Annotated in this window: 25 protein-coding genes; 11 read left to right on the top strand and 14 right to left on the bottom strand. The window is 73.0% G+C overall.

Annotated features, from left to right (window positions below; all coding sequences use genetic code 11):
• The first annotated feature begins 22 nt into the window (after positions 1–22).
• Complete coding sequence (locus tag VGL20_03630) at positions 23–1459, top strand: FAD-dependent oxidoreductase (GenBank protein HEY2702761.1); 1437 nt, start codon at positions 23–25, stop codon at positions 1457–1459.
• 55 nt (positions 1460–1514) lie between these two features.
• Here the strand turns inward: VGL20_03630 and fdxA are convergent, their stop codons facing one another.
• Genes fdxA through boxC form a run of 4 tightly spaced genes read right to left on the bottom strand, consistent with a single transcriptional unit; the run spans position 1515 to position 5571 of the window.
• A complete protein-coding gene (gene fdxA, locus VGL20_03625) occupies positions 1515–1847 on the bottom strand; it encodes a ferredoxin (GenBank protein ID HEY2702760.1) in 333 nt (110 codons plus the stop codon).
• Positions 1848–1858: 11 nt separating this feature from the next.
• Entirely contained in the window at positions 1859–2431 is a 573-nt protein-coding gene (locus VGL20_03620) for a DUF6158 family protein (protein ID HEY2702759.1), read from the bottom strand.
• A 6-nt stretch (positions 2432–2437) separates the two neighbouring features.
• Positions 2438–3856 carry a benzoyl-CoA 2,3-epoxidase subunit BoxB gene (boxB, locus tag VGL20_03615; GenBank protein HEY2702758.1) on the bottom strand — a complete coding sequence of 473 codons (1419 nt, stop codon included), beginning with the start codon at positions 3854–3856 and terminating at the stop codon, positions 2438–2440.
• 5 nt (positions 3857–3861) lie between these two features.
• Complete coding sequence (gene boxC, locus VGL20_03610; GenBank protein HEY2702757.1) at positions 3862–5571, bottom strand: 2,3-epoxybenzoyl-CoA dihydrolase; 1710 nt, start codon at positions 5569–5571, stop codon at positions 3862–3864.
• Between the two features lie 179 nt (positions 5572–5750).
• Between boxC and VGL20_03605 the strand changes: the two genes are divergently transcribed.
• Positions 5751–6581, top strand: a complete 831-nt coding sequence (locus VGL20_03605; GenBank protein HEY2702756.1) for a PaaX family transcriptional regulator C-terminal domain-containing protein — start codon at positions 5751–5753, stop codon at positions 6579–6581.
• A gap of 10 nt (positions 6582–6591) precedes the next feature.
• Here VGL20_03605 and VGL20_03600 read toward each other — a convergent pair whose 3' ends face one another.
• The gene (locus VGL20_03600) at positions 6592–9201 is read right to left on the bottom strand and encodes a S53 family peptidase (GenBank protein ID HEY2702755.1); all 2610 of its coding nucleotides are present in this window, start codon (positions 9199–9201) and stop codon (positions 6592–6594) included.
• A 187-nt stretch (positions 9202–9388) separates the two neighbouring features.
• Here VGL20_03600 and VGL20_03595 point away from each other — a divergent pair, with 187 nt between their 5' ends.
• A complete protein-coding gene (locus tag VGL20_03595; protein HEY2702754.1) occupies positions 9389–9673 on the top strand; it encodes a hypothetical protein in 285 nt (94 codons plus the stop codon).
• 3 nt (positions 9674–9676) lie between these two features.
• Here VGL20_03595 and VGL20_03590 read toward each other — a convergent pair whose 3' ends face one another.
• A complete protein-coding gene (locus VGL20_03590) occupies positions 9677–10909 on the bottom strand; it encodes an ABC transporter permease (protein ID HEY2702753.1) in 1233 nt (410 codons plus the stop codon).
• 86 nt (positions 10910–10995) lie between these two features.
• Here VGL20_03590 and VGL20_03585 point away from each other — a divergent pair, with 86 nt between their 5' ends.
• Together VGL20_03585 and VGL20_03580 are read left to right on the top strand one after the other, a co-directional pair.
• Positions 10996–11625, top strand: coding sequence for a phosphotransferase (locus VGL20_03585; protein ID HEY2702752.1), 630 nt, complete (start codon positions 10996–10998; stop codon positions 11623–11625).
• 54 nt (positions 11626–11679) lie between these two features.
• Positions 11680–12585, top strand: a complete 906-nt coding sequence (locus VGL20_03580) for an LLM class F420-dependent oxidoreductase (GenBank protein ID HEY2702751.1) — start codon at positions 11680–11682, stop codon at positions 12583–12585.
• Between the two features lie 7 nt (positions 12586–12592).
• Here the strand turns inward: VGL20_03580 and VGL20_03575 are convergent, their stop codons facing one another.
• The 4 genes from VGL20_03575 to VGL20_03560 all read right to left on the bottom strand — a co-directional run bounded on the left by VGL20_03575 (position 12593) and on the right by VGL20_03560 (position 17855).
• Complete coding sequence (locus tag VGL20_03575) at positions 12593–13495, bottom strand: SMP-30/gluconolactonase/LRE family protein (GenBank protein HEY2702750.1); 903 nt, start codon at positions 13493–13495, stop codon at positions 12593–12595.
• Positions 13496–13500: 5 nt separating this feature from the next.
• Positions 13501–15507, bottom strand: coding sequence for a CocE/NonD family hydrolase (locus VGL20_03570; protein HEY2702749.1), 2007 nt, complete (start codon positions 15505–15507; stop codon positions 13501–13503).
• A gap of 148 nt (positions 15508–15655) precedes the next feature.
• The gene (locus VGL20_03565; GenBank protein HEY2702748.1) at positions 15656–16765 is read right to left on the bottom strand and encodes an NDMA-dependent alcohol dehydrogenase; all 1110 of its coding nucleotides are present in this window, start codon (positions 16763–16765) and stop codon (positions 15656–15658) included.
• Positions 16766–16991: 226 nt separating this feature from the next.
• Positions 16992–17855, bottom strand: coding sequence for a DUF1206 domain-containing protein (locus tag VGL20_03560; GenBank protein ID HEY2702747.1), 864 nt, complete (start codon positions 17853–17855; stop codon positions 16992–16994).
• 628 nt (positions 17856–18483) lie between these two features.
• Between VGL20_03560 and VGL20_03555 the strand changes: the two genes are divergently transcribed.
• Positions 18484–18840, top strand: coding sequence for a hypothetical protein (locus VGL20_03555; GenBank protein ID HEY2702746.1), 357 nt, complete (start codon positions 18484–18486; stop codon positions 18838–18840).
• A 61-nt stretch (positions 18841–18901) separates the two neighbouring features.
• Here VGL20_03555 and VGL20_03550 read toward each other — a convergent pair whose 3' ends face one another.
• On the bottom strand, positions 18902–19450 hold the full coding sequence (locus tag VGL20_03550) for a tetratricopeptide repeat protein (GenBank protein HEY2702745.1): 549 nt from the start codon (positions 19448–19450) through the stop codon (positions 18902–18904).
• Positions 19451–19614: 164 nt separating this feature from the next.
• Between VGL20_03550 and VGL20_03545 the strand changes: the two genes are divergently transcribed.
• The gene (locus tag VGL20_03545; GenBank protein HEY2702744.1) at positions 19615–20721 is read left to right on the top strand and encodes a hypothetical protein; all 1107 of its coding nucleotides are present in this window, start codon (positions 19615–19617) and stop codon (positions 20719–20721) included.
• 162 nt (positions 20722–20883) lie between these two features.
• Here the strand turns inward: VGL20_03545 and VGL20_03540 are convergent, their stop codons facing one another.
• A complete protein-coding gene (locus VGL20_03540; protein ID HEY2702743.1) occupies positions 20884–21333 on the bottom strand; it encodes a hypothetical protein in 450 nt (149 codons plus the stop codon).
• A 228-nt stretch (positions 21334–21561) separates the two neighbouring features.
• Here VGL20_03540 and VGL20_03535 point away from each other — a divergent pair, with 228 nt between their 5' ends.
• A complete protein-coding gene (locus VGL20_03535) occupies positions 21562–21963 on the top strand; it encodes a CopG family transcriptional regulator (GenBank protein HEY2702742.1) in 402 nt (133 codons plus the stop codon).
• Between the two features lie 94 nt (positions 21964–22057).
• Positions 22058–23071 carry a PHB depolymerase family esterase gene (locus VGL20_03530; protein HEY2702741.1) on the top strand — a complete coding sequence of 338 codons (1014 nt, stop codon included), beginning with the start codon at positions 22058–22060 and terminating at the stop codon, positions 23069–23071.
• Positions 23072–23085: 14 nt separating this feature from the next.
• Here VGL20_03530 and VGL20_03525 read toward each other — a convergent pair whose 3' ends face one another.
• Positions 23086–23424, bottom strand: a complete 339-nt coding sequence (locus VGL20_03525) for a hypothetical protein (GenBank protein HEY2702740.1) — start codon at positions 23422–23424, stop codon at positions 23086–23088.
• A gap of 284 nt (positions 23425–23708) precedes the next feature.
• Between VGL20_03525 and VGL20_03520 the strand changes: the two genes are divergently transcribed.
• The gene (locus VGL20_03520; GenBank protein ID HEY2702739.1) at positions 23709–23990 is read left to right on the top strand and encodes a hypothetical protein; all 282 of its coding nucleotides are present in this window, start codon (positions 23709–23711) and stop codon (positions 23988–23990) included.
• Here the strand turns inward: VGL20_03520 and VGL20_03515 are convergent.
• Positions 23983–25374: a rhodanese-like domain-containing protein gene (locus VGL20_03515; protein HEY2702738.1), complete on the bottom strand. Its 1392-nt coding sequence runs from the start codon at positions 25372–25374 to the stop codon at positions 23983–23985. The two genes, VGL20_03520 and VGL20_03515, sit on opposite strands and share 8 nt — an antisense overlap.
• Before the next feature lie 182 nt (positions 25375–25556).
• Here VGL20_03515 and VGL20_03510 point away from each other — a divergent pair, with 182 nt between their 5' ends.
• Positions 25557–26195 (top strand): hypothetical protein, encoded by a 639-nt coding sequence (locus tag VGL20_03510; GenBank protein HEY2702737.1) that lies wholly within the window; start codon positions 25557–25559, stop codon positions 26193–26195.
• Positions 26196–26248 lie beyond the last annotated feature (53 nt).

Here is a 26248-nt window from a genome sequence, read left to right as displayed (position 1 = left end):
CGGTCGTGTGGAGGAGCGACGGATGAGCGGCTTCGACGTCGCCGTGATCGGCGGCGGGTCGGCCGGGCTCAGCGCCGCCGCGGTGGTGGCGGCGAGCGGCCGCCGGGTGGTGCTGGTGGAGGCTGCCCGCCTGGGCGGCGAGTGCACCTGGAACGGCTGCGTGCCCTCGAAGTCGCTGATCGAGGCGGCCCGGCACGCCCACGCCATCGGCCGGGCGCCGCGCTTCGGCATCGAGGCCACGGGAGTGACCGTCGACTTCCCCCGGGTGATGGCGCGGGTGCGCGATACGATCGCGCGGATCGCCGGGTACGAGGATGCCGCCCACCTCGAGACGGCGGGGATCACGGTCCGCAGCGGCCGGGCCACCCTGGCGGCGCCGGCCGACCTGCGCGTCGACGGCGAGCCGGTCGCCGCCGGCCGGATCGTGCTCTGCACCGGGAGCCGGCCGGCGATTCCCCCGGTGCCGGGCCTCGACTCGGTGCCGTACCTCACCAACGAGACCCTCTTCGAGCTCACCGAGCAGCCCCGGCACCTGCTGGTGATCGGCGCCGGATCGATCGGGCTGGAGATGGCCCAGGCCTTCCGCCGGCTGGGCAGCGAGGTGACCGTCGTCGACGTGCTCGACCGCCTGCTCCCCCGCGAGGACCCGGACATCGCCCGCCTCGCCGGCGACGCGCTCGCCGCCGAGGGGGTGCGGATCCGGCTCGGGGTGCGGGTCGAGGCCGCCTCGTTCGAGGAGGGCATCCACCGGCTGACGCTGCGGCTCGGCGCCGAGGAGCTCAGCCTGGAGGGCGACGCCCTGCTGGTGGCCACCGGGCGGCGGCCTGCGGTGGAGGGGCTCGGGCTCCTGGCTGCGGGGGTGCGGGTGGAGGGTCGGGGGATCGTGGTCGACGACCGGATGCGGACCTCGGTCCCGGGGATCCTCGCTGCCGGTGATGTGACCGGCCTGTATCCGTTCACCCACGCCGCCGCGTACCAGGGGCGGATCGCCGCCGGGACCGCCCTGGGGGAGCGGCGGCGCGCCGACTACCGGGTGATGCCGTGGGTGACCTTCACCGATCCGGAGATCGCCCATCTCGGGCTCACCGAGCCGGAGGCGCGGCGGCTGCACGGGGACGACGTGACCGTGGCGGTCCTGCCCCTGACGGCGGTGGACCGGGCGGTGATCCAGGGCGAGGTGCGGGGGTTGGTGAAGGTGATCACCGGTGGACGGCCGGTGGTGGGGCACCTCGGCGGGGGTTCTCTGCTGGGGGCGCATCTGATCGGGCCGGGGGCGGGGGAGCTGGTGCACGAGTTCGCGGTGGCGATGCAGACCGGGGCGTTCCCGGGGCGGTTGGCGCAGACCATCCATGCCTATCCGACGATGGCTCTGGCGGTGCAGCAGGCGGCGGCGCAGCTGTTTCCCGCGGGGCGGGCGGTGGCGGGGGATCTCCGGGAGGGGCTGTCGGGGCTGGAGTGACCTCCGGCGGGTGCTGGAGGCGGCCGCCGGCCCGGGCCCGCCCGGGATGAGCCGGTCAGCCCCAGGCGGCGACCATCGGGGTGTCGACGCCGATGTCCCCGCTCTGGCTGGTGCCGCCGGGGCTGCCCAGCACGGTCTCGCGGCCGGGCAGCACCTCGGCGAAGAAGCGCCGGTTGTCGGCGATGAACTCGGTCTCCTCGGGGGCGACCCGCCGGTCCTGGGAGATCGCCTGCACCGGGCAGACCGGCTCGCAGGCGCCGCAGTCGATGCACTCGTCGGGGTGGATGTAGAGCTTGCGGGCACCCACGTAGATGCAGCTGACCGGGCACTCCTCGACGCATGACTGGTCCATGGTGTCGATGCATGCGGAGGTGATGACGTAGGGCATCGCCGGTGTCCTCAGGCCGGTCCGTCGCCGAGCAGCGAGCGGTGGTCCTCGAGCCAGGCACGCCCCGCGGGGGTGATCTGGCGGTGCTCGCGGTCGGTGGCGAGCAGCGGCGGATGCTGCGTGTACAGGTGGGCGAGGGCGCGGCGGTCAGTGGCGAGCTCGCGCGCCGCCTGGTGGGCCTCGAGCTTGTGGAGCCTGCCCCCGGGAGCGCTCTCGAAGCGGGCCAGCAGCAGCGCCTCGCGCCGCCCCAGGGTGCGCGGCGCGGGCTCCGCGGCCGCGGGGGCGAGCAGCTCCTCCATCTCGCGGGTGAACTGCCGCAGCAGGTTCCGCATCCGCAGGGCGCGGTCGATGTCGCCCAGCGACTCGCCGGGCGGCGGCTCGCCGGCCGCGCCGCCACTCCCCTGCCAGGTTCGCTTGGGGTGGCGGCGCAGGTACTCCTGCTCCAGCTCGAGCATCCGATCGGTGTGGGTGCGGAACTGCTCGGCGGTGCCGTGGAGGAAGACCCAGTTCCGGGTGGCATGCGCGTGCGCGCCCTGCCGCTCCAGCTCCTCGTCGCTCAGCTCGGTGGCGGGCAGACCCTCCATGGCGCGCTAGCCGAACCGCACGTAGTCGTACTCGAAGCCGTGGTCGTTGATGCCCACCCGCGGCGGCGCCACCCAGCCGGCGATCTTCCCCGGCTCGTGCACCGGCTGCATCAGCGAGCCGACGAGGTCGAGGTCGGCGCGGCTGGGCAGGAACTCGTCGCGGCGGCGCTCCCACTCGGCGTCGTCCAGCACCTCGCCGGCGGGGGTCGCGTGGATTGCGGCGAAGGCGCCCACATGACGGTTGAAGGCCTGGTGGGGAAGCGCCAGCCGGCGCTCGATCCCCGCCTCCTCGAGGATGCGGTTCCAGCGGTTCAGGCCGTTCTCGCAGTCCTGCACGTACTCGCGGCGCAGATCCTGGTTCAGACCGGTCACGGCCGGAACCTCGATGCTGCCCGGCCGCCCGTCGACCACGCTGTCGACGGCGATCATCGAGTCGACGAGCCGGTGGTCGTCCTGGCGGCGGGTCTCCTGCCAGCGTCCCTTGAGCCCGGCCGTGAAGTAGGCGGCGACGTTGCTCGAGGTCTCGCCGCCGAAGAGGTCGAGCGAGACGCTGAAGTGGAAGTTGAGGTACCTCTGGATGATGTCGAGGGGGATGCCGCCGTGGCTGCGGATGTCGTCGGTGTCGTGCTCGCGCATCAGCTGGGCGGTGCGCTCGACCACCCGGTCGACCCCGGTGGTGCCCACGAACATGTGGTGCGCCTCCTCCTTGAGCATGAACTCACAGGTGCGCGAGAGCGGGTCGAAGGCGCTCTCCTTGAGCGTGCCCAGCTGGAACTTGCCGTCGCGGTCGGTGAAGTAGGTGAACATGAAGAACGCCAGCCAGTCCGCGGTGGGCTCGTTGAAGGCGCCGAGGATGCGCGGGGCATCGCTGCTCCCGGAGTTGCGCATCAGCAGCGCCTCCGCCTCGTCGCGGCCGTCGCGGCCGAAGTAGGCGTGGAGCAGGTAGACCATCGCCCAGAGGTGACGGCCCTCCTCGACGTTGATCTGGAAGAGGTTGCGCAGGTCATAGAGGCTGGGCGCGGTCATCCCCAGGTGGCGCTGCTGCTCCACCGAGGCGGGCTCGGTGTCGCCCTGGATCACGATCAGCCGGCGCAGCTCGGAGCGGTACTCGCCTGGCACCTGCTGCCAGACCGGCTCGCCCTGGTGGGCACCGAAGCCGATGGTGCGCCCGGGCTCGCGCTCGGCGAGGAAGATGCCCCAGCGGTACTCGGGGAGCACGACCCGGTCGAAGTGCGCCCAGCCCTCCCGTCCCACCGCCACCGCGGTGCGCAGGTAGACGTCGCGGTGGGGCAGCTCCGGGCCCATCTGCTGCCACCACTGCAGGAACTTGGGCTGCCACGACTCCAGGGCACGCTGCAGCCGCCGGTCGTTCGCCAGGTCGACGTTGTTGGGGATACGCTCGCCGTAGTCGATGCTGCCGGCCATCGTGGTCACACTCGCCTCCTGTCGAAGCTGGCACGCTGCCCGGTCCCGTACTTTCGCAGGGCGCCGTCGGGACCCGCAGCGTTGGGCCGGGTGAAGATCCAGTTCTGCCAGGCGGTGAGCCGGGCGAAGATCTTGGTCTCCAGGGTCTCGGGTCCGGGGAAGCGGAGGTTCGCCTCCATGCCGGTGAGCGCGTCGGGGCTGAAGCTGGCGCGCTCCTCGAGGGCGAGCCGGACCTCGTCCTCCCAGTCGATGTCGTCGGGTGCGGACGTGACCAGCCCCAGCTCGAGCGCTCGCGCCGCGTCCAGCGGCTCGCCGGCGAGCGCGCGCAGGGCGTCGACGTGATCGGGCTCGCCGAGGAAGCGCACCTCCAGCCGGCTGAGGCCGTTGGGCATTGGGAGGGCGCCGAAGTTGGTCTCGCCGAGGGTGATCACGGCGGGCTCGCCCTCCTCCCCCTCGATCACCCCGTCGAGCATGTAGCTGCGGTCGGCGGCGAGCAGCAGCTCGAGCAGCGGCCCGGCGAAGCAGCTCCCCGGGTCGACCAGGGCGATGAGGCTGCGGCTGGTGACGTCGAGCCGCTTCAGGGTGCGCTTGAGGTAGTGGCGGATCTCGTTCACCAGCCAGTCGCCGGCGTGCTCAGCGAGCAGCCGCTCGTGGGCGAGCACCGCCGCCGAGTCGCCGCGGGTGCGCAGCACCCAGGTGCCGAGCTCGAGCTCGTTGGTGCGCAGCTCGAGGATGAGGTCGTCGAGCTCGCGGGCGACCGCCAGCGGCCAGAACTCCGTGCCCGCGGCGTGGATCGCCTCGAGCCCGCCGGGCGCGGGCCCCTCCGGACCCCGCACCGTGATCGTCACCGTGCCGGCCTCGCGGTCGAGCTCGGCGCCCACGTGGGGGTAGTCGATGCGGTCCTCGCCGATGGTGCGCCGCAGCGGGGTCAGGGTGATGCCGCGGCCCTCCGCCGGACGGCCGGAGCCTGCCACCGCCTCGGCGGCGCGCTCGGCGACGACCTCGTCGAAGCGCCGCCTGGGGATGCTCTCGTCGACCAGCCGCCAGCGCACCGCGGTCTCGCCGCGCACCCCCTCGGCGCGGGTGGCGAAGACGTCGGCGAGGTCACGGCGCACCCGGCGCTTGTCGACCACCCGGGTGAGGCCGCCGGTGCCGGGCAGCACCCCGAGCAGCGGAAGCTCGGGCAGCGACACCGCCGAGGAGCCGTCGTCGACGAGGAGGATCCGCTCGCAGGCCAGGGCCAGCTCGTAGCCGCCGCCCGAAGCGGTGCCGTTGAGCGCGGCGATCCAGGTCTGGCCGGAGCTCGCGGTGGCGTCCTCGATGCCGTTGCGGGTCTCGTTGGTGAACTTGCAGAAGTTGACCTTCCAGGGGTGGCTCGACTGCGCGAGCATGCGGATGTTGGCGCCGGCGCAGAACACCTTGTCGCTGCCGCCGGTGACCACGACCGCGCCCACCTCCGGGTGCTCGAAGCGCAGCCGCTGGACGGCGTCGTAGAGCTCGATGTCGACCCCGAGGTCGTAGGAGTTCAGCTTCAGCGGGTAGCCGGGAACCAGCCCCCCCGCCTCGTCGACGTCGAGCACCAGCCGGGCCACCCGACCCTCGATCTGCAGCCGCCAGTGCCGGTAGCCGTCGGGGTGGGCATCGAAGCACACCCGGGGCGGCGTGGCGCCCTCGGTGGCGGGCGCTGCCTCGGCGGGATGGGTCGAGAGAGTCATGTCGCTCCTCCTCTCCCTATCTTCTACGTTTGGATCCATGTGCGTCAAGTACCTGTAGTATGTTCACCCGGCGCCGCGGCTCCCGCCGACGTGGGATAGTCCAGTCGATGTCCCCACCACGGCCGCTCGCGTCGTCCGCCTCGCCATCCCCCCGGGCCCCGCGGCGCGACGCCCGGGCGGTGCGCCCGATCCTGAGCCGCCGCCGCCAGGTGGGCGCCGCCAGCGCGCGGTCGCTGCTGCTCACCATTCTCGGCGAGTTCGTGCTGCCCCGGGGCGAACCGGTGTGGACCTCGACGCTGGTCGCGGTCCTCGGCCGCCTGGGCGTCGAGGAGAAGTCGGCGCGGCAGGCGCTGGCGCGGACCGCGGCGGAGGGCTGGCTGGTCTCGGAGCGCACCGGCCGCCGGGTGCGCTGGTCGCTCAGCCCTCCGGGGCGGCGGCTGCTCACCGAGGGCGCTGAGCGCATCTACTCGTTCAACGCGGCGCTGCCGCAGTGGGACGGCGAGTGGCTGCTGCTGCTCGTCTCCGTGCCCGAGGCCCAGCGGGCGCTCCGGCACCGGCTCCGCACCCGGCTCACCTGGGCGGGATTCGGCTCGCCCGCGCCGGGCATGTGGCTGAGCCCCCACCCCGACCGCGAGGTGGAGTGCGACGCGGTCCTGGTCGAGCTCGGGCTGCGGTCGGCGGCGATGTCCTTCCGGGCCCGCTTCGGCGGCATCGGCGAGCAGCGCGCCCTGGTCGCCCAGGCCTGGGACGTCGACGAGATCAGCGCCCACTACGAGGCCTTCATCCAGGAGGTCGGCGGCGAGGCGCCCGCGCCCGGTGACGGCGTGCTCCTCGCCCAGACCCGGCTGGTCCACGAGTGGCGGCGCTTTCCCTTCCTCGACCCGCGGCTTCCCCAGGACCTGCTGCCCCCCGGCTGGAGCGGAGCCCGTGCCGCGACCCTCTTCCAGTCCCGGCACGAGAGCTGGAACGAGAGCGCGCAGCGCCGCTGGTCGGAGCTCGCCGCCGGCTGAGCGGGCCGCCTCAGCCGCCGGAGACCGGGATCCCCAGCAGCGAGCCGGTGACCGAACGCACCCCGACCACCGCCCGCGGCAGCGAGGGCAGCGGGAGCGGCAGCGACGGTGAGCCGGGCGCGGGCGGTGCCGTGCCGGCCGCCGGGGCAGGAGCGGCGGGCGGCGGCTGCGCGACCCCCAGCGGCAGCGGGATCGGCAGCGGCGGTGCCCCGCCGCCGGGCGGCGCCTTGGTGGTGACCGGCGACCCGCAGGGGACGAGCTGGGCGTCGAGCTGGGTGCCGCCGACGTCGACGGTGGCCGGCAGGATCCCCACCTCGAGCCCGGCGTCGCCGAGCGGATAGGTGAGCCGTGACCCCTGTGGCGGGTTGCCGACGTGGGTGAGGGGGACGTCGATCTCGACGCGGCCGGGGCTGCCCATGGTGAGGCTGCCGGTGTCGTCGGTGTGGGCGTCGCCCGCGCCCTTGGCGTCCGAGACGCCGTCGCCGAAGGTGACCGCGCCCAGCTTGTCGAGCCGGGCGTGGGCGAGGTAGGTCACCCCCCCGTAGGTCCAGTACATCGTCCAGTTCGCCGCGCTGGCGTCCGGCGGCAGCGAGCCGTCGAGCTTGGCGACGGTCAGCGCGGCGCGCAGGGTCCTGCCGTCGGGGCTGAGGCTCAGGTCGCCGCGGAGCAGGTCGAGCTGCGGCACCTGGTCGGTGGTCACCGGGTCGGCGGCGTTGCCCGGGAGGCCGGTCCAGACCGGGTCGCAGGGGGTGGCCAGCGGTGGCGCCGGCACCGTCGCGGGGGTGGTGTTCAGCACCGGCGCGGTCCGGCCGTCGACATCGCGCATCAGGTTGGTGAGGCTGGGGCTGCCGAAGCCGCTGACGTAGTCCCATCCCGGGGTGGCGGCGTAGAGACCATTGCCGCCGACGGTGATGTCGTGGAAGTCCTGGGCGCCGCGCGGCCCGGTGCCCAGCCGGTACAGGGTGGGGTTGGCGAAGCCGAGGCCGTGGGCCTGGTCGGGGGCCGCGGCCTGGACACGCGTCCACATCCCCACCCACAGCGGCGCGCTGAGGCTGGTGCCGCCGCCGGGGCTGATCTTCATGTTGTTGACGATGGTGTAGCCGTTCCCGGCGAGGTCGCCGGAGATCGCGGCCACGTCGGGCACACCGCGGCAGAGCGTGCCCGGCGGGTAGGGCCTGCCGCTGGGGTCGAGCACGCAGGGGTGGTTGATGGCGGCGATGCCCTTCTGGTAGCCGGGCTCGTCGATGAACACCGACGAGCCGCCGCCGGTGAAGGTCCACGCGTACTCCACCGTGCGGCGCGACGGCGGCGCGCCCGCCGAGGAGTAGAGGACGGTGCCGCCGACGGCGACGGCGTACTTGCTCGCCGCCGGGTAGCCCTGGAGGGGGATCGCCTGGTTGGCCACGCCGTTGCCGGCGCCGACGATGGGCAGCACCGCGATCGGGCAGGACGAGCCGGTGTCGCCGGCGGAGGCGAAGAGGCTGCGGCCCTCCAGGGTGGCCTGGAGGAGGGTCTGGTCGCCGACCGGCTCGAGGTTGTCGCCCAGGCCCTGGCCGAAGTTGCCGGGCGGGTTGGCGGACGGATTGCCGAACACCGGGTTGAGCGGATTGGTCTCGCACTCCCCGAAGGAGGCGTCGGCCTGGCGGGGGGCGTCGGGATCGCTCGCCCACAGCGAGAACGCGGCGAGGACGTCGGCGTCGCTGAGGGTGGCGCCGAAGTAGAGGTCCTCGCGCTTGACCAGCGGCGCCATCCCGGTGCTCGACTGGGTGTCGAGGTCCCACTCCACGCCACCGGTGTTGTCCTTGAAGGGGCCGGCGCCGGCGTGCTTCACCGCCACCGGGACGTGGGGCAGGTGGTTGAGGTCCTCGAAGCGGCGCAGGTCGCCGATCACCGAGTCGCTCGCCCCGGCGCCGATGATCGCCATCGTCTGGCCCTGGCCGAGGTTGTCGGCGGGCTGGTCGTAGAGCGACCACAGCGCCTGGGGGGTGTAGGCGTCGGTGTAGAGGCCGCCGACGCCGGGCTTCGGCTGCACCCGCGCGGGCACCGAGAACCGCTGCAGGGTGTTGAGCCCGATCACCGAGACCACACCCAGCCCCGGCGGCACCGAGGGCCGCCGGTCGTTGGCGACGAAGTCGACCCCGCCGGCGCGGTAGCTCCGCAGGGTGGTGGCGAAGAGGTGGTCGAGCTGGGCCACGGTGCCCACCGCCTGGACGTAGGTGCGGGCGGAGTCGACGTGGGAGACCCGCAGCCCTCCGCCCTCCAGCCAGCCGGTGACCGCGCGGAACCGTTTCTCGGGGACTCCGAAGCGCCCCGCCACCTCGGCGGGCGTCAGGAACTGGTGGTAGAGCGGGCTGGCGGGGTCGTAGAGCCGCTCGTACAGGGCGAGCTGGCCGGCCGGGTCGGCGGCGGCGAGGCCGATGCCGACGTGCAGCTCGGTGAGCGGCGAGGGCAGCCCCCGCGGGGCGAGGCGGTCGAGGCCCGGCAGGACGTTCGCGGTCACCTCCTGCGCCGGCGATGCCGGAGCGGTGAGCATCGCCGCCCGGAGGCCGGCCGCCCCCGAGAGCACGAGACCGGCGGTGACGACCGCCGCACAGACGCCGCGGGTGAGTCGATTGACCATGTGTGCAGCTGCTCCTGGGGGTGAACGCCGCCCCGCCTGCCCTCCCTCGGCGGCGGCCGTTCCGGATCGTCCGATTCTCCCATCGGGCGACGGTCGCGCGCATCGTCAAGGCTGGGGAGCACCCTGGCGGAACCCCGGAGAGCGCGTAGACTCCAGGGCACCCGCGGAGCGGGAGGAGGGCGGGAGCATGTCTGCGTGGCCACTGCTGCTGGTGGTCTGCATCGGGATCGCGGCGATGCGCGCGGGGTCCTCGCTGCGGCGCGCGCACCGGGGTGGGCCGGGAAGCCTCACCCTGCTCGGTGTGGTGCTCGGGGTGAGCGGCATCACCATCCTGATCGTCGCGCCGATCGTCGTCGGCATCGCCTTCATCGCCCTCGCCCTCGCCTACGACAACAACCAGCAGCTCGGCGTGGGGATCGTCCTGCTCAGCTCCGGCCTGCTCTGCGAGGCGGTGCGGGACGTCTGGCTCTGACCGCTACGCGGCGCGCAGCGCCTCGATCGGCGCCAGCCTCGCCGCCCGCATCGCCGGGAACACCCCGAAGACCAGGCCGATGCCCGCGGCGATGAACAGCGCGATCAGCGCCGCCGAGGGCGAGAAGACCGCGAGCAGCGACGTGAAGTGGTTGAGCAGGAACGTCGAGCCGGCGCCGAGCCCGATGCCGAGCACCCCGCCGGCGGCGCTCAGCGCCGATGCCTCGATGAGGAACTGGCGGAGGATGTCGCCGCGGGTGGCGCCCAGCGCCTTGCGCAGCCCGATCTCCGAGATCCGCTCGGTCACCGACACCAGCATGATGTTCATCACCCCGATGCCGCCCACCAGCAGCGAGATCCCCGCCACCCCGGCGAGCAGCAGGGTGATCGCGGTGCTGGTCGAGTCGAGGGTCGCCAGGATCGACTCCTGGGTGGTGATGGTGAAGTCGGCCTGGCCGGGGTCGCTGATGCGGTGGGTCTGCATCAGCAGGTCGTTGACCTCCTGATACGCGGGCCCGATGGCGTCGCGACTGGTGGCGCTGATGAGGATGCGCTGCACCGAGGTCAGCGACCCGCCCTGGATGAGCTCACCCTGGGCGGTGGTCACCGGCACCACGGCGAGGTCGTCGGGGTTGAACAGCCCCTGGGCGCCGCGGGGGACGAGGATGCCGATCACCCGGAAGGGCACGTGCTGGATGGTGATGAGGTTGCCGAGGGCGTCGCCCGCGGGGAAGAGCTTCGCCGCGGTGGTGGGTCCGAGGACGGCGACCTGGGCGTGGCTCTTCACGTCGGAGTCGGTGAAGAAGGTGCCGTCGGAGACCACCCGGGCGTTGGCGACGAGCCAGCCTCCGGTGCTCCCGGTGACCCCCGCCGTCCAGTTCTGGGAGCCGGCGGTCATCGTCGCGGTCTGGCGCGACACCACCGGGGCGACCGCGCCGACGTCGGGCGCGACCGAGGGGTTCTGGAGCGCCGCGGCGTCGTCCATGGTCAGGGTGGTGGCGTTGCCCAGCCCGGTGCGCACCCCGCCGGTGGTGAGGCTGCCCGGCGTGACCGTGATCAGGTTGGTGCCGAGCCGGCTGATGTTCGAGGCGATGCTGGTGCGGGTGCCGAGGCCGATGCCGACGGTGATGATCACCGCGCCGACGCCGATCAGGATGCCCAGGGAGGTGAGCAGCGAGCGCATCCGGCGGGAGGCCACCGCCTGCAGGCCGCTCATCACCGTCTGGAACAGGCTCACGTGGTCGGCTTCGCTCCTCTCTCCCTCTCCACCCGCGCCTATGGTGGGGCCAGCACGCGCTCCTTCGCAAGTGCGAAGCTGACCGGATGCAGCGGTCGGAGGACGAGGGCCTGCGCGACCGGCTGGCGGACTTCTGCCGGGCCCACGCCGGCGCCGGCGCTGAGGTCGTGGGGCTGCGGGCGATGCCGGGGCACAGCGGCCTCAGCTTCGGCTTCGCGCTGCGCGGGGGCGACGGGCCGCCGCGCCACGTCCTCCGCCTGCCCCCCGCCGGGGTGCGCGGGCGACTCCTCGTCGCACCACCGCGGGCGCCGCGCCTGGGGCTGCGCCACGGCGACTTCCAGTGGTCGAACCTGCTCTTCCACCGGGGCCGGCTGCTCGCGGTGCTCGACTGGGAGCTCGCCTCCACCGGCCCGGTGCTCCACGACCTCGGCTGGCTCTGCGTCTTCAGCGACCCCGGCTCCTGGGAGATGCCGGGGATGTGGTCGGCGACCGCCCCGCCGGAGCGGCTCGCCACCCTGTACGCCCAGCATGGCGGCGAGGTGGACGCGCTGCCGTGGCACCGCGCCCTGGCCGGGTACGCCTTCGCGGTGATCGCCGCCTTCAACCTCATGCTCCACCGCCGCGGCAAGCGGGTCGACCCCCACTACGAGCTGCTCGCTCCCTCGATCCCGCGGCTGCTCGAGCGCGCCCTCGAGGTGCTCGACGGCGACTCCTGACCGCCGGCGCCGGCCACGGCGCGGGGGGCGGGGGGCGGGGGGTACCCTCCGATGATGCGCATCGGCATCTTCCTCGGCGAGGGCGGCCCTCCCGACCCGCTCGACGAGCTGATCCGGCGCACCCGGCAGGCGGCGGCCGACGGCTTCCCGTCGGTGTGGATCCCCCACATCTTCGGCGTCGACGCCCTCATCGCCCTGGCGGTCATCGGACGCGAGGTGCCCGGGATCGAGCTGGGCAGCGCGGTGATCCCCACCTATCCCCGCCACCCCCTGCTGATGGCGCAGCAGGCGCTGACCACCCAGCTGGCCATCGGAGGCCGGCTGGCGCTGGGCATCGGCCTCTCCCACCAGGTGGTGATCGAGGGCATGTTCGGCCACTCGTTCGAGAAGCCGGCCCGGCACATGCGCGAGTACCTCGAGGTGCTGCTGCCCGCGCTGCGCCAGGAGAGCGTCAACGTCGACGGCGAGACGGTGCGGGCCCACGGCACGATCACGATCCCCGGCGCCCCGCCCTGCCCGGTGCTGCTCGCCGCGCTGGCGCCGCGGATGCTGCGGCTCGCCGGGGGCATGGCCGACGGCACCATCACCTGGATGACCGGGGTACGGACGCTCGCCGAGCACATCGTGCCCTCGATCGCCGCCGCCGCCGAGGAGGCGGGCAGGCCGCCGCCCCGGGTGGTGGTCGGCCTGCCGGTGTGCGTCACCGACGACGTCGAGGAGGCGCGCCGGCGCGCCGCCCGCGGCTTCGTCATGTACGGGCAGCTGCCCTCCTACCGGGCGATGCTCGACCGCGAGGGCGCCGCCGGCCCCGCCGACGTCGTCGTCGCCGGCGACGAGACCGCGGTCCGAGCCCGGCTCGCCGCGTTCGGCGAGGCGGGTGCCACCGACTTCATCGCGATGGAGATCGGCTCGACCGAGGAGCGGGCCCGCACCCGCGCACTGCTCGCCGCCGCTGTCTGACCGCCGGTCAGGGCAGTCCCGCGTGGGGCACCTCGACGGTGGTGGTGAGCAGCACCGCCTCACGGGCGTCGCGGCGCCGGTGCTCGAAGTAGTCCGGGGCGCTGCAGAGCAGCAGGGTGCGGCCGTCGTCGCCCCCGAGCATGCAGGCGAAGATGCCGAGGCCGGCGGGGGCGCGCACCTCGTCGACGACGGCGCCGCCCGGAGCCACCCGGATGCAGCGCCCGCCGACCGCATCGGCCGACCAGATGTGCCCCTCGGCGTCGAGGCAGCAGCCGTCGGGGGCGACGGTGACCCGGGGCAGCATCTCGGCGAACGAGCCGAGCTCGGGCGAGGGGGCGATCTGCGCCCACACCCGGCGGTCGCCGAGCGACCCGTCGGCGGCGATCGAGAACGCGGTGTAGCGGCAGGCGAGGGTCTCGCCGACGATCAGGGTGCCGCCGTCGGGGGTGATCACCGAGCCGTTGGGGAACGCCAGACCCTCGGCGGCGACGGTGGCGGCGCCGTCGGCGTCGACGCGGATCAGCGAGGTGGTCCGCGGATCGGCCGCCCCCATCAGGTCGAAGCCGAAGTCGCCCACCCAGGCGCGGCCCTCGGCGTCGACCACGATGTCGTTGAGCAGGCCGCCGCAGTGGCTGGTGAGGTCGGCGTGCACGGTGACCTCGCCGGACGGGGTGCGTCGCAGCACCCGGTGGTCGCGCATCGAGACCACCAGCATCGAGCCGTCGGGCATCCAGCCGAGCCCCGACGGTTGGCCGGCGACCTCCAGGACCCGCTCCTCGACGCCCTCCGGAGTCACGGTGACAACGGCGTGGCGGTAGAAGTCCGAGACCCACCAGCGGCCGTCGCGCCAGCGCGGGCCCTCGAAGAAGCCACCCCCCACGAGCAGCGTGGTCGGTGTCGCGACCGCCATCCCCGTCACCCTCCCATTCCCCACCTCAGCAGCCGCTCGTCCGGCGCCGCCACCAGCGGGACCTCGATGAACGACGCGGCGGCGGCGTTGCGCTGCACCGCGTACACACCCCCGGCGAGGCCGAGCAGCTGCTGCGGGCCGGGCAGGAGGTGCGGGGTGTCGGACGTGTTCAGGGTGACCCGGAGGCGATGCCCCGCCCCCAGCCGCGCGAAGGTGGGGAACACCTCGATGTCGTAGCGGGTCAGCGCACCGACCGGCACCGCCTGCGCCGACTCCCGGGTGTAGGGGTGGTACGGGAGCAGCGGCCTGCCGTCGGGCGCGAACCAGGTCCGCGCGGTGTCGAGGGCCCGCAGCGAGCCGAGCAGCGCCCCGCTGGTCAGCGGTGTCGACTCCCCGGAGGGGGCGACGTCCTCGAGGGTGGCGACCAGCTCGACCTCCGGCCGGGTCGAGGTGGCGAACACGGTGACGTCGACGGGACCGCCGATCACGGTGTTCCCGGTGAACGGCGCGGTGGTGTACGTCAGCGCGCCGGGACCGCTCTGGATGCTGCGGTCGTCGCGGTCGCAGGGGTTGCCGGCGGGCGCTCGCACCCCCTGCAGGGTGGCGCTGATCGCGCCCGCCGACCACTGGTCCGTCTGCCGGCTGCAGGGGCTGCTCACCCCCGTCCAGACGGTCTCGTCCGCGCCGGCGGGCGCGCTGGGCGGATTCCGGCTCAGGCTGCCGTCGTTGGCCGACGGTGCCCCGGCGCCCTGCGCGCCGCCGAGGTAGAACGTGGTCGGGGTGAGACCGTCGAACGGATAGCGGGAGGTGTCCAGCCAGCGCTGCGAGCCCAGCTGGAAGAGATGGAGCGGCGTGGTGGTGCGGTCGATGCCGGTGTCGACCCCCTTCAGCCAGCGGTCGAACCACTGCAGCTCGATCTTCTGCAGGTCGATCCCGCTGCCGGCGTCGACGTGGTACCAGGGGCCCATCAGCAGCTGGTAGCGGCCCGAGACCGCCTGCCCGGCGACCATCGGCGCCTCCACCGGGCGCCCCGCCGCGGCGTTCTGCAGGCCCGAGTAGTTGAGCGGCTGGCCGCGCTGGAAGAGGTCGAACCACCCACCGACGAGGAAGGTGGGGATGCCCAGCGCGGCGACGTGGGCAAGCCACCGCTGGGGCCGCCGCTCCTGCCAGTAGGCGCCGTCGTACGCCTCCGGGCCGCCGGTGAGGGTCGAGAGCAGCAGCCGTGCCTGGAGCGAGAGCAGGCCCCGGTCGTGAGCGGCGACCACCCGCAGCGAGCCGACCGGGTCCTGGGAGTTCTCCAGCGGCGCGTCGACGCTGTGCAACCCGCCGGTCATCAGCATGTAGGGGAGGTTGAACTCGTCGACGGGCAGGCCGCCCATCGTGACGGTGTCGCGGTACAGGTCGTTGCCGGCGATGATCGGGAACATCGCCTTCAGCGGCGAGCCGGGGCCCAGCGCGTTGGCGGTGAGCAGCTGGTCGATGCCGAGGTAGGAGGGGCCGTAGGTGCCCACCTTCCCGTCGGAGTGGGGCAGCGCCGCCGCCCAGCGCACCAGGGCGGCGCCGTCCTGCTGCTGGACCGGGTCGAAGAGCCCCCAGGTCCCCTCGGAGGCGCCGGTGCCGCGGACGTCGGCGACGACGTTGATGTAGCCGCGCTCGACCAGGTACGAGGACAGGCCCAGGCTGAGGCCGCCCGACTGCTGCGCCGCCTGGGCGCCGCCGCTCAGCGACTTGCCGTACGGGGTCTGGACCAGCAGGACAGGGAACGTGCCCGGCGCCGGCGCCGTCCCGCCCCGGTCGGTGGGGAAGTACACGTCGGCGCGGAGCACGGTGCCGTCCGCCATGGTCACGGGGAGGTTCGAGGTCAGGCCCACCCCGTAGACCGGCGGTCCCGGCTGCCAGGTGGCGGGGACGGCGTGGCCCTGGACCGCGGCGGCGGGGACGGTGGCACCGAGCACGAGCAGCGCGGCGATCGCGGAGACCAGCCGCCGCCGGGCGGCGATGCGTGGCGGCATCGGCGGTGTACCTCCTCCCCTGCGGGCCTCCCCGCGAGTGGAGTCTAGCCGTGCGGGTAGGTCACCGCCGCACTGCCCTCGTGGGCAGCGAGCCGGTAGCCGGCCGCCGGACCATGAACGCGGTGACCGCGTCCGCCGCGGGCAGCGCTCAGTCGAAGGTCACCATGCCGCGGATGTTCAGCCCCTTGTTCAGGTCCGCATAGCCCTGGTTGATCTCGCTCAGCGGGTAGGTGCGGGTGATCAGGTCGTCGACGACCAGCTGCCCGCGCCGGTACATGTCGATGAGCATCGGGATGTCGGCCTGCGGGTTGGTGGAGCCGAACATGTGCCCGCACAGGTTCTTCTCGTACATCAGCATCTCGAAGAGCGGCATGTCGATGGGGTTGTCCTCGGGCCGGGGGATGGCGGTCATGACCACCCGGCCCCGCTTGCCCACCATCGACAGCGCCTGGGTCACGTGCTCGGTCTCGCAGACGTTGGTGCAGATGATCGCCTTGTCGGCACGCTGGCCGCGGGTGAGCTCGCTGACCAGCTCCCAGGCCTCGTCGGCGTCGGCGGCGACATGGGTGGCCCCGAGCCGCTCGGCGTTCTCGCGCTTCAGGGGCACGGGGTCGATGGCGATGATGTGCTGGGCGCCGGCGCAGCGTGCCCCCTGCACCGCGTTGGAGCCGACCCCGCCGACCCCCATCACCACCACGGTGTCGCCGGGCTCGACCCCGGCGGTGCGCACCGCCGAGCCCCAGCCGCAGGTGACGCTGCAGCCGAACAGTCCGGCGATCTCGAGCGGGATGTCCTCGTCGATGCGCACCAGCGACACCGCCGGCACCGTGGTGTAGGGCGCGAAGGCGCCGATGAGGAACTCCTGGTTGACGTCCTCGTCGCCGGAGTGGAAGCGGCAGGTGCCGTCGAGCTGCGGTCCCAGGACGATGTTCGCGCCCAGGTCGCAGAGGTTGGTGTGGCCGCGCACGCACCACCGGCACTTCCCGCAGGCAGGCTCCCAGAGCACCACCACGTGGTCGCCGGCGTCGAGCCCGGTGACCCCCGGGCCCACCTCCTCGATCACCCCCGCCGCCTCGTGACCGCCCACCGCCGGGTACGGGAAGGGCACCACGCCCGTGCCCAGGTGGTCGGAGGTGCGGCACAGGCCGGTGCTCCGCACCCGCACCAGCACCTCGCCCTCGGAGGGACCGTCGAGATCGACCTCCTCGACGCTCCAGGGCTCGTTGAGGCCGCGCAGCAGCGCCGCGTCGACTTTCATCGCTGGTCTCCTCTGTCCCGACCACGGCAGGGTGCCGGCGGCCCGTGCGGAGCGCAGTGTCCGGCGCGGAGCAGCGCGGGTGAATCCCGCGTTCTCGCCCCGGGTGTGGGGTCCGGTGGAGTTGTCGCCGGCTGCGGACGCGCCGCCGGGCCCCCCGTGAACCAGCCCGTCCTCCTGTCGGCGGCGGTGCGCCCTCCGTCGGCGGCGGTGCGCCCTCTGTCGGCGATCAGTGAACCGACAGCCGCCGGTACCGCGCCTCGACGAACGAGTAGAGCCCGAAGGCGAGCAGGCCGAGCGCGGTGAGCAGCAGCAGCACGCTGCCCAGCGGCTGCGCCGCCACCGAGCGCAGGGTGTCGTCCAGCCCCTTCGCCCTGCCCGGGTCGTGGGTCGCGGCCGCCTGCACGAGGGACGCCCCCACCAGGGCAACGACGATCCCGCGCGACACGTACCCGGCGACGCCGAGGCGGATCGCCCACCGCCGCGGCACCGGACCCATGCTGCCCGGGACCAGGTGCTCCTCGAACCGGTCGCGCAGCGCCCACCAGACGAGGGCCAGGCCACCGACGACGACACCCGCCCCCACGGCCATCACCAGGAGGCGGCCGGCGGGAAGGGACAGGAGCCGTGCGGTCCACCCCGCGGGGTGCTCCCCCGATTCGCCCGCCCCGGAGCCGGCCAGCAGCGCCACCGTCATCGCGCAGAGGCCGGCGTACACGGCCGCCTGCACCCCCGCGGCGACGCGCTGCGCGGCCTGCCGCGCGGAGTCGTCGTCGGGCGTCCCGGGCTCTCCGGTGACCACCGTCAGCAGCCGCCAGGCGGCATAGCCGGCGAATCCCGCGGCGAGGACGAGGAGCGCGATCCGCCCGAACGGCTCGCCCGAGACCTGCTGCAGCGCTCCCCTCTGGTCGGCGGAGTTGCCGCGCCGGCCCAGCGCAAGCTGCGCGGCGAGGACGGCGATGAGGACATAGACCAGTCCCCGCGCGGTCAATCCGACCCGGGCCACCGCGTGCGCCCAGGGGGTGTCCGAGGCGCGACGCGCGGTCGCCTCCCCGGCCTCGACCGCGCGCGGCGGCGAGACCTGCGATCCCACCGCCGCGCCCGTTCTCAGCGCCGGCCTCTCCAGTAGAAGCCGCCTCCGCCGAAGAGAAGAAGAAGCACGATGATGATCAGCAGCAGTTCCACAGCCCCTCTCCAATGACCTCCGACCGGGTCGTGCCCGGTGACATGATGATATCAGCAATACCCCATGTATTGATACTTTACGTTGCGGGTAAGCACGCTGCGCCGGCTGTCCGGCTCGAGCGCAAATATTTCAGATTTGATATAACACGTGGCGAACTCGATGGCTGCGGACGCAATCACGTCGCTCTACAACGACATTCTCGGCAGGACTGACGGAGGTGCCTCCGACACCGCCGGCACGACCTACTGGAACTCCCACTACAGCGCGGCCGTCATCGCCTCGCAGTTCCTGTTCAGCCCCGAGGGGCGCAGCTTCCTGGTGGGCACTGTCTACCACCAGATCCTGAACCGGGCCGCCGACCCCGGTGGCGGACCCTACTGGTCGAACCTGCTCCTCGGTGGGGCGGGGGCGCCGCCCCTCTCGCTTTTGACAGGGGAGGTAGGATGGGGCGACGCTCCCTGCATCCACGGGACCTGGCACGCAGACCGGGCGCGCGCGACGCGAATGGGTCCCTGTCCGACAGAGGAGCCACTGGATGCACAAGCCCAGGATCGCCGAGATCAAGGACGCGCTCGGCAATCGCCTGTTCGTCGCCATGTGCCCGAACTGTTACAACGGGTCCCCGCGACGTGATCGCGCGGATGCGGAGCAGGACTGTATGGACCACGCCAGCGATCCGGTCAGCAACCTGCGCGAGCCCCGCGACTTCACCGAGCCCACGCCCGGCACCGGGCCCAACCTCGGCGAGTGGGCAGCCGGTGGCGCCTCCGCCGCACCGGCGCCGGCGTCCGAGCCGGTCGCTCCCCGGAAGCCCGAGGAGATGGATCCGGAGAAGCGACGCAGGGCCGAGGCGATGGCGCGGTTGAACTCCGCTTTGGGCCGCCTGCCCTGACCTGAGGGTTGACCCTCCACCGCCTGGCCGCCACGAGGGTGCCCTGCTCGACGGAGCGCCGCTAGGCCGTCGCCGCCTGGATGTCCTGGGCCGAGGTGAAGCACCAGTCAGCGCCGTAGCGGTCGTCCATGTCCCAGAGGATGTGGGCCAGCCGGAGGAGATCGGTCGCAACCACCTGGTGACCGCCCCCGAAGGCCGCCCGGTCGATGGCGAGAGCGCGCTCGCAGCTCCGCCTCGCCGTGGTGAGCTCGCCGGCCTCGAGGAGGAGCTGGCTCAGGGCGCGCAGGTCCCTGGCCACCGCGGAGTGGCCGGAGCCGCAAAGGGCCTCGTGGATGTGCAGGGCCCGCTCCAGGCAGGAGCGTGCCTCCGCTGCCGCGCCGACATCGTGGAGGACGCATCCGAGATGGTGGAGCAGGAGCGCGAGCTCGGCCGGGTCGGCGGCACCGTCCCCCTCCGCGACGGCGACCGCATCCTCGAGCGCCCCCCGGACAGCGGACAGATCGCCGGTCGCGCGGACCAGGCGGCGGCCGCTGTCGTCGTCTGTCAGCTGCGGGAGTGCCCTGGTTTCGATGGGATGAGCATGCGGCCGGAAGAACAACTGCCGGTTCACGTGATGCGACGGCAGGGCGACGCCCGGTGACGGGCTCAACTCTGAACATGAGTACCCGGCTCCACCGCAAGTTTAGGATGAAAGCGATCGTTTACTGATATGAACGATATAAAAAAGGTGGTCGAAGAGTGTGGCGGCTCGCGGCCCGGAGACAAGGAGAACCCATGAATCGTCTCGTGACCACCACGGCTCCGCTGGCACTCGCCGGCGTCCTTCAGCTCGCCCTGGGCGCCGGCAGCGCCTCCGCTGCCACCCTCCCGTCGGCGATCTCGGCGCCCCTCTCGGCGGTGCCCCTCGTCGCATCCACGGGCGGACCGCTCTCGCTCGTGACCGGCCTCCTGGTCCACCCCGCGACCCCGGCCGCCGCGTCCTCGGCCACCGCCGCCGGCGCCCCGTCCGGCAGGGCGGTCGCCAACGGCGCCAACCTCGGCATCATCGACTCCTGCATCAGCTGCACCAACGCGGTCGCCGGCTCGGGCTCGTCCCAGGCGGGGGCCCAGGCACTGCGCCTCCTCGGCCAGGACCTCTCGGCGGGGCAGGCATCGAGCAACGGCGCCCAGAGCGGCGCTCTGCTGACGCTTCCCGCGAACCCGCTGCTCGCCCTCGCGCTCGCCGACTGGATGACGGCGGCGCAGGCGTCCGGGCTGTCCTCCTCGTCGCACTCGCGCTCGGCGCTCGCGGACCTGGCGCTGGGCAATGGCCAGGTGGCCACCGTGGCGGTGCTCGAGGCCACCAGCAACGCGCTGTTCAGCCCCTCCGCGTCCCATGGTGACGCCGCGAACAACGGCGTCGACGCCACCCTGCTGAACGGCGGTCTGGCGATCATCGTCCTCCACTCGGACACCTCGAGCGACGGGACCGGGACCACGTACGTCGCCTCGATCAACGGCCAGCAGCTCCTCGCCTCGCACGACGGCGGGATCCCGATCAGCCTCCCCGGCGTGGGCACCATCAACCTGCTCCAGGTCGGAGCCGCCGGCGGGGTGGCCGCGTCCGCGATCGGCACCGTCGACAACCTCCTCGGCGCCCCCGGCCAGGCGGCCGGGGTGCTGACCAGCTCCAGCGCCGGCGCCGCGGCGGCGACGTCCACTCCGACCGTCCCCGCAGCCGGGGCCCCGAAGACCGGCGTCGTGGCCGGCCCGACCAGCGCTGATGTGCAGCCCAGCACCCCGTTCACGGGCATCTCGCTCGGCCTCGGAGGCTTCGCCCTCCTCGCCGGCGGCCTCGGGCTGCTCGCGACCCTCGCCCGCCGCCGCACCTCCGCGGCGTAGCCACCAGCACCCTCCTCGAGGGGCGGGGCCGCGCGTGAGCGGTCCCGCCCCACGCGGGTTGACGGGTGACCGGCCCGGGGGATGGCCAACCCCCGCCGGGAGGATCGATCCCGGGGTCGGGCGGCGTGGCCGGAGGTTGACCCCGACCCGCCGCCAGCGCGGTCAGAGCACGCGGCGGAGCACGGGGACGAGGGCGCCGAGCACCCCGCCGTACACGAGGTGGGCCTTCTCCATCGTCTCGGGGCGTCCGGGATGGTCGTCCTCCGGGGCCGGCATCGCGCCGACCGCGGGAGCGACGCCCTTGTACATCGCGTCCCAGACGATGCGGCCGAACAGGGGGCCGACCACCATCGCGGGGAACGGCAGAACCTTGAGGGCGAGCCCGAACAGGGCGCCGGCGCCGGCCCCGAAGGCGAGGTGCCCGAGGTCGGTCACGTTGTCCTCGGTGGACGCGTCGGTGCTCGCGTCGGCCCGGTCGAGCAGCTCGCCGGTGAACGCCTCAGGACCGGATTCGCCCATCCTGTTCGACTCCTGGGCACCGGCCATGACCTTCTGCATCGCGACCGCGCCCACCGTCCCGGCAATCGTGCCGGCGACCAATCCACCTGCCATCGTTTCTCTCCTCGGTCCGCTGGATTGCGAACGCTGGGTGGATTATTACACATTAGTACTATCATAATGTATGCTAATACACAGGCGCCTCTCCCCGGCGAGGACGCCCCGGACCTCCTCCCGCGCCGGATCCCGTCAGGCCGCCATCCGCCGGCCCGGGAGGAGCGCTCGGCACGCGCTTGACAGGCCGTACACCATCCCCTCACCATCCATAGGGATGGTCACCGGATGGTAGCCCTCGGCGAGTCCGAGAAGATCACGATCAACCTCGGTCCGGTCGATCTCGGCCAGATCGACCTGCTGGTGCTCGAGGGCTTCTACGCCAACCGCACCGACCTCATCCGCACCGCGATCAGAACCCAGCTCGCGACCCACGCCGACGCGGTGCGGCACTCGGTGGCCCGCAAGACCCTGGTGCTCGGCGTGCAGCACTACACGAGGCCCGAGCTGGAGGCGCTGCGCGCCGCCGGTGAGACGGTGCAGATCAACGTTCTCGGGCTGGCGAGCATCGCCGCCGACGTGTCACCGGAGCTGGCCCTCGCCACCATCGACTCCGTCGCCGTCCTCGGCGCGCTCCGCGCCCCCGCTGCGGTGAAGGCGGCGCTCGCGGGACGGATCAGGTCGCCGTGATCCGCGGCGCCCTTCCGTCGCCCGCCCGCTCGACCGACCCACCGTCACCAGTCCATCCACGGGAGATGCAGCCATCGACGAGATCCGGCGCCGCATGAACGAGGCGTTGCGCCTCACCCTCGCCGGCAACCCGGCCGAGGCCACCGCGACGATTCGACGTGCCCTCGCCGGCGGCGGGCCGGCCACGCTCGTCTCCACGCCTTCCCGCGCGGCCCTGATGCCGCCGGTGGAGGCACCGCCGTCGACGGGGCGGTTCCTCTCGTACTCGTACACCGGCGCGGCGGGCTCCCGGGCGTACCGGCTCTATGTCCCGAGCGGATGCGCCGGGCAGCCGGTGCCCCTGGTGGTCATGCTCCACGGCTGCACCCAGAACCCCGAACAGTCCGCCGCCGGGACCCGGCTGAATGCACTCGCCGAGGAGGGCACGTTCCTGGTGGCATACCCGGAACAGAGCACCGCCGCCAACCCGTCGAGGTGCTGGAACTGGTTCCTGCCGGCGCACCAGCGGCGCGACGGCGGTGAGCCCGCCATCATCTCCGGGATCACCCGGCAGGTCATGTCCCTCCACCGTGTGGACGATCGCCGTGTCCACCTCGCCGGCATGTCGGCGGGCGGGGCGATGGCGGCGATCACGGCGACCGCCTACCCCGAGCTGTACGCCTCCGTCGCCGTCCATTCGGGCATTCCCGCCGGTGCGGCGCACGACCTTCCCACGGCGTTCGCCGCGATGCGGCAGGGTGCACCGAGAGCGTCGGGAACGGCGGCCCCTGCCGGAAGGACCACCGTGCCCACGATCGTCTTCCACGGCGACAGGGACACCACCGTGAACGCCCGCAATGCGCAGCGGGTGCTCGAGGCGGCCGGGCTGCCGGACGGCACGGCGGCGAGCAGCAGCGGACAGGTGCCGCGAGGGCGCGCGTTCACCCGCACGATCCACCGCGCTGCCGGCGGTCAGGTCGTCGCCGAGTGCTGGCTGATCCACGGCGCGGGCCACGCCTGGTCGGGAGGCAGCCGTGCCGGCTCGTTCACCGATCCGCTGGGGCCCGATGCGACCCGGGAGATGCTCCGCTTCTTCCACGAGCACCCGCGGATGCACGAGATCTCCTGAGGTGGCGGCTCGGGTCAGCGGGCGAACCTGCCTCCCAGCGCACGGATCGCCCGTGAGACGAGGCCGCCCGCCGCCAGGTAGACCGCTGCGGCCAGCCCGTAGTTGATGGCGACCTGCTGCTTCGGGTCCTTGGGGGTGAAGAGCAGCTGGAAGGGGCCGACGAGGCGGTCGGCGAGGCCCCGTACGAAGATCACGATGGCGTTCGCCGGGTTGGCGTCGAGGAACACGAGCACGATGTGCAGCGCCAGCGCCGCGGCAACCGCCACCGCCGCATACATGACCGCGGCCGCGAGGACCTCCGCGGCACGGATCCAGGCGGTGAGCAGCGTCCGCGACACCGTCCTACTCGACATGGCTCCGGCTCCTCCCTCGGTGACGGGCCTCATGCCACCCAAGGTATCAGAAAGCCTCAGACCGTCCGTCCGAGGTTCTTGCTGGCGGCGCGTCCATACGATGTTCTGCACTGAATTGGCCGGATCAGGACACCAGCACCTCCCCCCGGATGCGCGCCCTCAGCGACCCGGTGGCGACGCCGGGGCGCGGAGAGGGTGCCCACCGTCACCGTCCGCGCGGGCCGCCCGGGGCCGTCCCACCGGCCAGTGGCCCGCGCCCGCGCCCGCGTCAGCATCGCTGGGTCATGACCAGCAGTGCCACGATCGCCATCTTCCCCTCCCGTCACTCCCCCTACGTCGTGCTCGACGTCGAGAGGGTCCGGGCTGCGATGGACGGACGGGGCGTCAGTGCCGACGAGCTCGCGGTCAGGGCCGGGGTCGGCGTCGCGGTGGTCAGCCGCATCCTCCGGGCGAAGCCGGTCGGGCGCCGCACCGCGGCGCTGGTGATCAGTGCCATCCTCGTCTCCCCCGAGCTCGACGGGATGGCGGAGTTCCTCAGCGACACCACGGGTCTGGCGGTCAGGTGATCACAGCCCTGCGCGACTGCGCGCCCTCCCAGGCCTGGTAGCCGCCGAGGACGTCGGACACGTCGTCGAAGCCCACACGGCGCAGCAGGCTCGCAGCGATCGACGAGCGGTAGCCGCCCGCGCAGAGCACGACGGTGGGCAGGGTCGGGTCGAGCCTGCCGATCTCCTCGCGCAGTCGCGGCAGGGGGATGGCGGCGGCGCCCGGCACCGAGCCCTGCTCGACCTCGCCCGGGTTTCGCACATCCACGACCTGGAGGCCGGGAATGGTGCGCCGTCTCTCGTCGAAGGCCGCGGCGGTGAGCCGCGAGCCCGCCCGCACCAGCTCGGGGTGCTGCTGGAACACCTCGTAGAGGTTCTCGACGCATCCGACGACGCGGTCGTAGCCGATCCGGCCGAGCCGGATCCTCGCCTCGAGCTCGGTGCCCGGCTCGGTCAGCAGCACGATCTGCTCGTCGGGGCGCACCACGCTGCCGACGTACTGCGCGTAGCGACCCTCGAGACCGACGTTCACCGAGCCGAGCAGGCTGCCGGTCGCGAACGCACCGGGCTCGCGGGTGTCGAGCAGGACCGCACCCCGGCGGCCGTGCTCGAGGACGGCCTCGATCGTCAGCGGTGTCGGGGCCTCGTGCTCGTGGAGGAGCTCGTGGGCCTCGCGGTTGCGCATCGCGTCGAAGGCGAAGTATGCGGGCGCCGCGGACTGACCCTCGGTCACGACGTGGACGAACTCCTCGCGCGACATCGGCTGGAGCGCGTAGTTCGATGCGCGCTGCTCGCCGATCGTCGACGACAGGGCGGTGGACAGGTTCTTGCCGCACGCCGAGCCGGCGCCGTGTCCCGGGAACACACGGGTGGGGTCGGGGAGCCTCATGAGCCTGCCGGTCAGCGAGTCGTGGAGCATGCTCGCGAGCTGGTCGGAGGTCGCTCCGAGCGACGAGAGCAGGTCGGGCCGCCCGACGTCGCCGATGAACAGGGTGTCGCCGGTGAGCACCCCGTAGGGGACGGTGTCGTCGGGGTGCTCGTACACGACGATGCTGATCGACTCGGGCGTGTGCCCGGGGGTCTCCAGGATCTCGAGGGCCACGTCGCCGAGCCTGATCCGCTCACCGTCGTGCAGCGCTCGCGCCGCGAACTCGGGCTTCGCGCGCGCCCCGAAGGCGATCTCGGCGCCGGTCGCCCGCGCCAGCTCGAGGTGACCGGAGAGGAAGTCGGCATGGAAGTGCGTCTCGATGACCAGCTCGATCCTGACACCGTGCTCCCTCGCCGACTCGAGGTACTGGTCGATGTCGCGGCGAGGGTCGACGATGACGGCGCGGCCGGTGGTTTCGTCGGCGACGAGGTACGACGCCTGCGAGAGGCATTCGAGGTAGTACTGCTCGAAGATCACGACCGTCGCCTCCTGACCCCGTCCGGAGCCGTTTCTCCTCATTCAACCACGAACCTGCGGAACGTCCGCCGGAGGGCGGGGCTGGCCGGACGGACAGCGGGTGCCGGACCCTGGGCCGGCTGCGACGGGAGCCGATCGAGGTGACGCTGTCCCGGCCCCCCCAACGTCAATCGGAGCCTCGCATGAGTCACAGGATCTCCGCCCACGTTCGCGGCAATGCCGTGGGCTACATCGCGCTCTGCGCATCCCTCGCCGCAACCTCCTACGCCGCGGCGGCCCTCAGGCCGGGGTGCGTCCACACCGCCGCCGTGGACAGCTCCGCGGTCACCCCGTTCCAGCTCACCGGCCAGGGGATCGGCGGCACCGGCGCCGCCACCGCCACCCCGGGTCCGGCGGATCCGTCCGGGCCTGCGGTGACCGGCAGCAGCATCGGCGCCAGCGCGCGTCTCGCGTCGCCGTCGGTGGTGGCGACCAAGGGCGGGTCCACCGACATCCCGCTCAACGGCAGCACCTGGACGCAGCCCGCCAACGAGCTCGAGCTCCTCGCGGGGACCGTCTCGATCACCATCCCCTCGAGCTGCACGGGCGGGTTCGGGAACGCGCTGACGCTGTCGGTGGACGGGAGCGCGACGACCTTCGCCGCCGCCCCCACCCCACCCACCTCGGGTACCGTCACCATGCCCTTCATCATCGGCACGCTCAGCGAGCCGGGCCGGGACACCCCGCACAAGCTGACCGCGAAGTTCGGCAACTCATGCTCGAAGGGCGGCGAGAACTACACCGTCAAGAGCTTGAAGGTCGACGTCCTGAGGTTCCGCTGACCGGTCCGATCGAGGTGATCGTCCCTCCCACGCACAGGCCTGACCCTGCCCGG

The sequence above is a fragment of the Candidatus Dormiibacterota bacterium genome (assembly GCA_036495095.1).
Lineage (GTDB): Bacteria > Chloroflexota > Dormibacteria > Aeolococcales > Aeolococcaceae > CF-96.
The sequence above is the reverse complement of the archived record's forward strand: the minus strand, read 5'-3'. Positions and strand labels throughout refer to the sequence as shown.

Bases quoted from the DNA above. Each gene is read 5' to 3' on its own strand.
- VGL20_03630 (HEY2702761.1), top strand. From the start codon at position 23: ATGAGCGGCTTCGACGTCGCCGTGATCGGCGGCGGGTCGGCCGGGCTC.
- fdxA (HEY2702760.1), bottom strand. From the start codon at position 1,847: ATGCCCTACGTCATCACCTCCGCATGCATCGACACCATGGACCAGTCA.
- VGL20_03620 (HEY2702759.1), bottom strand. From the start codon at position 2,431: ATGGAGGGTCTGCCCGCCACCGAGCTGAGCGACGAGGAGCTGGAGCGG.
- boxB (HEY2702758.1), bottom strand. From the start codon at position 3,856: ATGGCCGGCAGCATCGACTACGGCGAGCGTATCCCCAACAACGTCGAC.
- boxC (HEY2702757.1), bottom strand. From the start codon at position 5,571: ATGACTCTCTCGACCCATCCCGCCGAGGCAGCGCCCGCCACCGAGGGC.
- VGL20_03600 (HEY2702755.1), bottom strand. From the start codon at position 9,201: ATGGTCAATCGACTCACCCGCGGCGTCTGTGCGGCGGTCGTCACCGCC.
- VGL20_03595 (HEY2702754.1), top strand. From the start codon at position 9,389: ATGTCTGCGTGGCCACTGCTGCTGGTGGTCTGCATCGGGATCGCGGCG.
- VGL20_03585 (HEY2702752.1), top strand. From the start codon at position 10,996: ATGCAGCGGTCGGAGGACGAGGGCCTGCGCGACCGGCTGGCGGACTTC.
- VGL20_03580 (HEY2702751.1), top strand. From the start codon at position 11,680: ATGCGCATCGGCATCTTCCTCGGCGAGGGCGGCCCTCCCGACCCGCTC.
- VGL20_03575 (HEY2702750.1), bottom strand. From the start codon at position 13,495: ATGGCGGTCGCGACACCGACCACGCTGCTCGTGGGGGGTGGCTTCTTC.
- VGL20_03570 (HEY2702749.1), bottom strand. From the start codon at position 15,507: ATGCCGCCACGCATCGCCGCCCGGCGGCGGCTGGTCTCCGCGATCGCC.
- VGL20_03565 (HEY2702748.1), bottom strand. From the start codon at position 16,765: ATGAAAGTCGACGCGGCGCTGCTGCGCGGCCTCAACGAGCCCTGGAGC.
- VGL20_03555 (HEY2702746.1), top strand. From the start codon at position 18,484: ATGCACAAGCCCAGGATCGCCGAGATCAAGGACGCGCTCGGCAATCGC.
- VGL20_03545 (HEY2702744.1), top strand. From the start codon at position 19,615: ATGAATCGTCTCGTGACCACCACGGCTCCGCTGGCACTCGCCGGCGTC.
- VGL20_03540 (HEY2702743.1), bottom strand. From the start codon at position 21,333: ATGGCAGGTGGATTGGTCGCCGGCACGATTGCCGGGACGGTGGGCGCG.
- VGL20_03535 (HEY2702742.1), top strand. From the start codon at position 21,562: ATGGTAGCCCTCGGCGAGTCCGAGAAGATCACGATCAACCTCGGTCCG.
- VGL20_03530 (HEY2702741.1), top strand. From the start codon at position 22,058: ATGAACGAGGCGTTGCGCCTCACCCTCGCCGGCAACCCGGCCGAGGCC.
- VGL20_03525 (HEY2702740.1), bottom strand. From the start codon at position 23,424: ATGTCGAGTAGGACGGTGTCGCGGACGCTGCTCACCGCCTGGATCCGT.
- VGL20_03520 (HEY2702739.1), top strand. From the start codon at position 23,709: ATGACCAGCAGTGCCACGATCGCCATCTTCCCCTCCCGTCACTCCCCC.
- VGL20_03510 (HEY2702737.1), top strand. From the start codon at position 25,557: ATGAGTCACAGGATCTCCGCCCACGTTCGCGGCAATGCCGTGGGCTAC.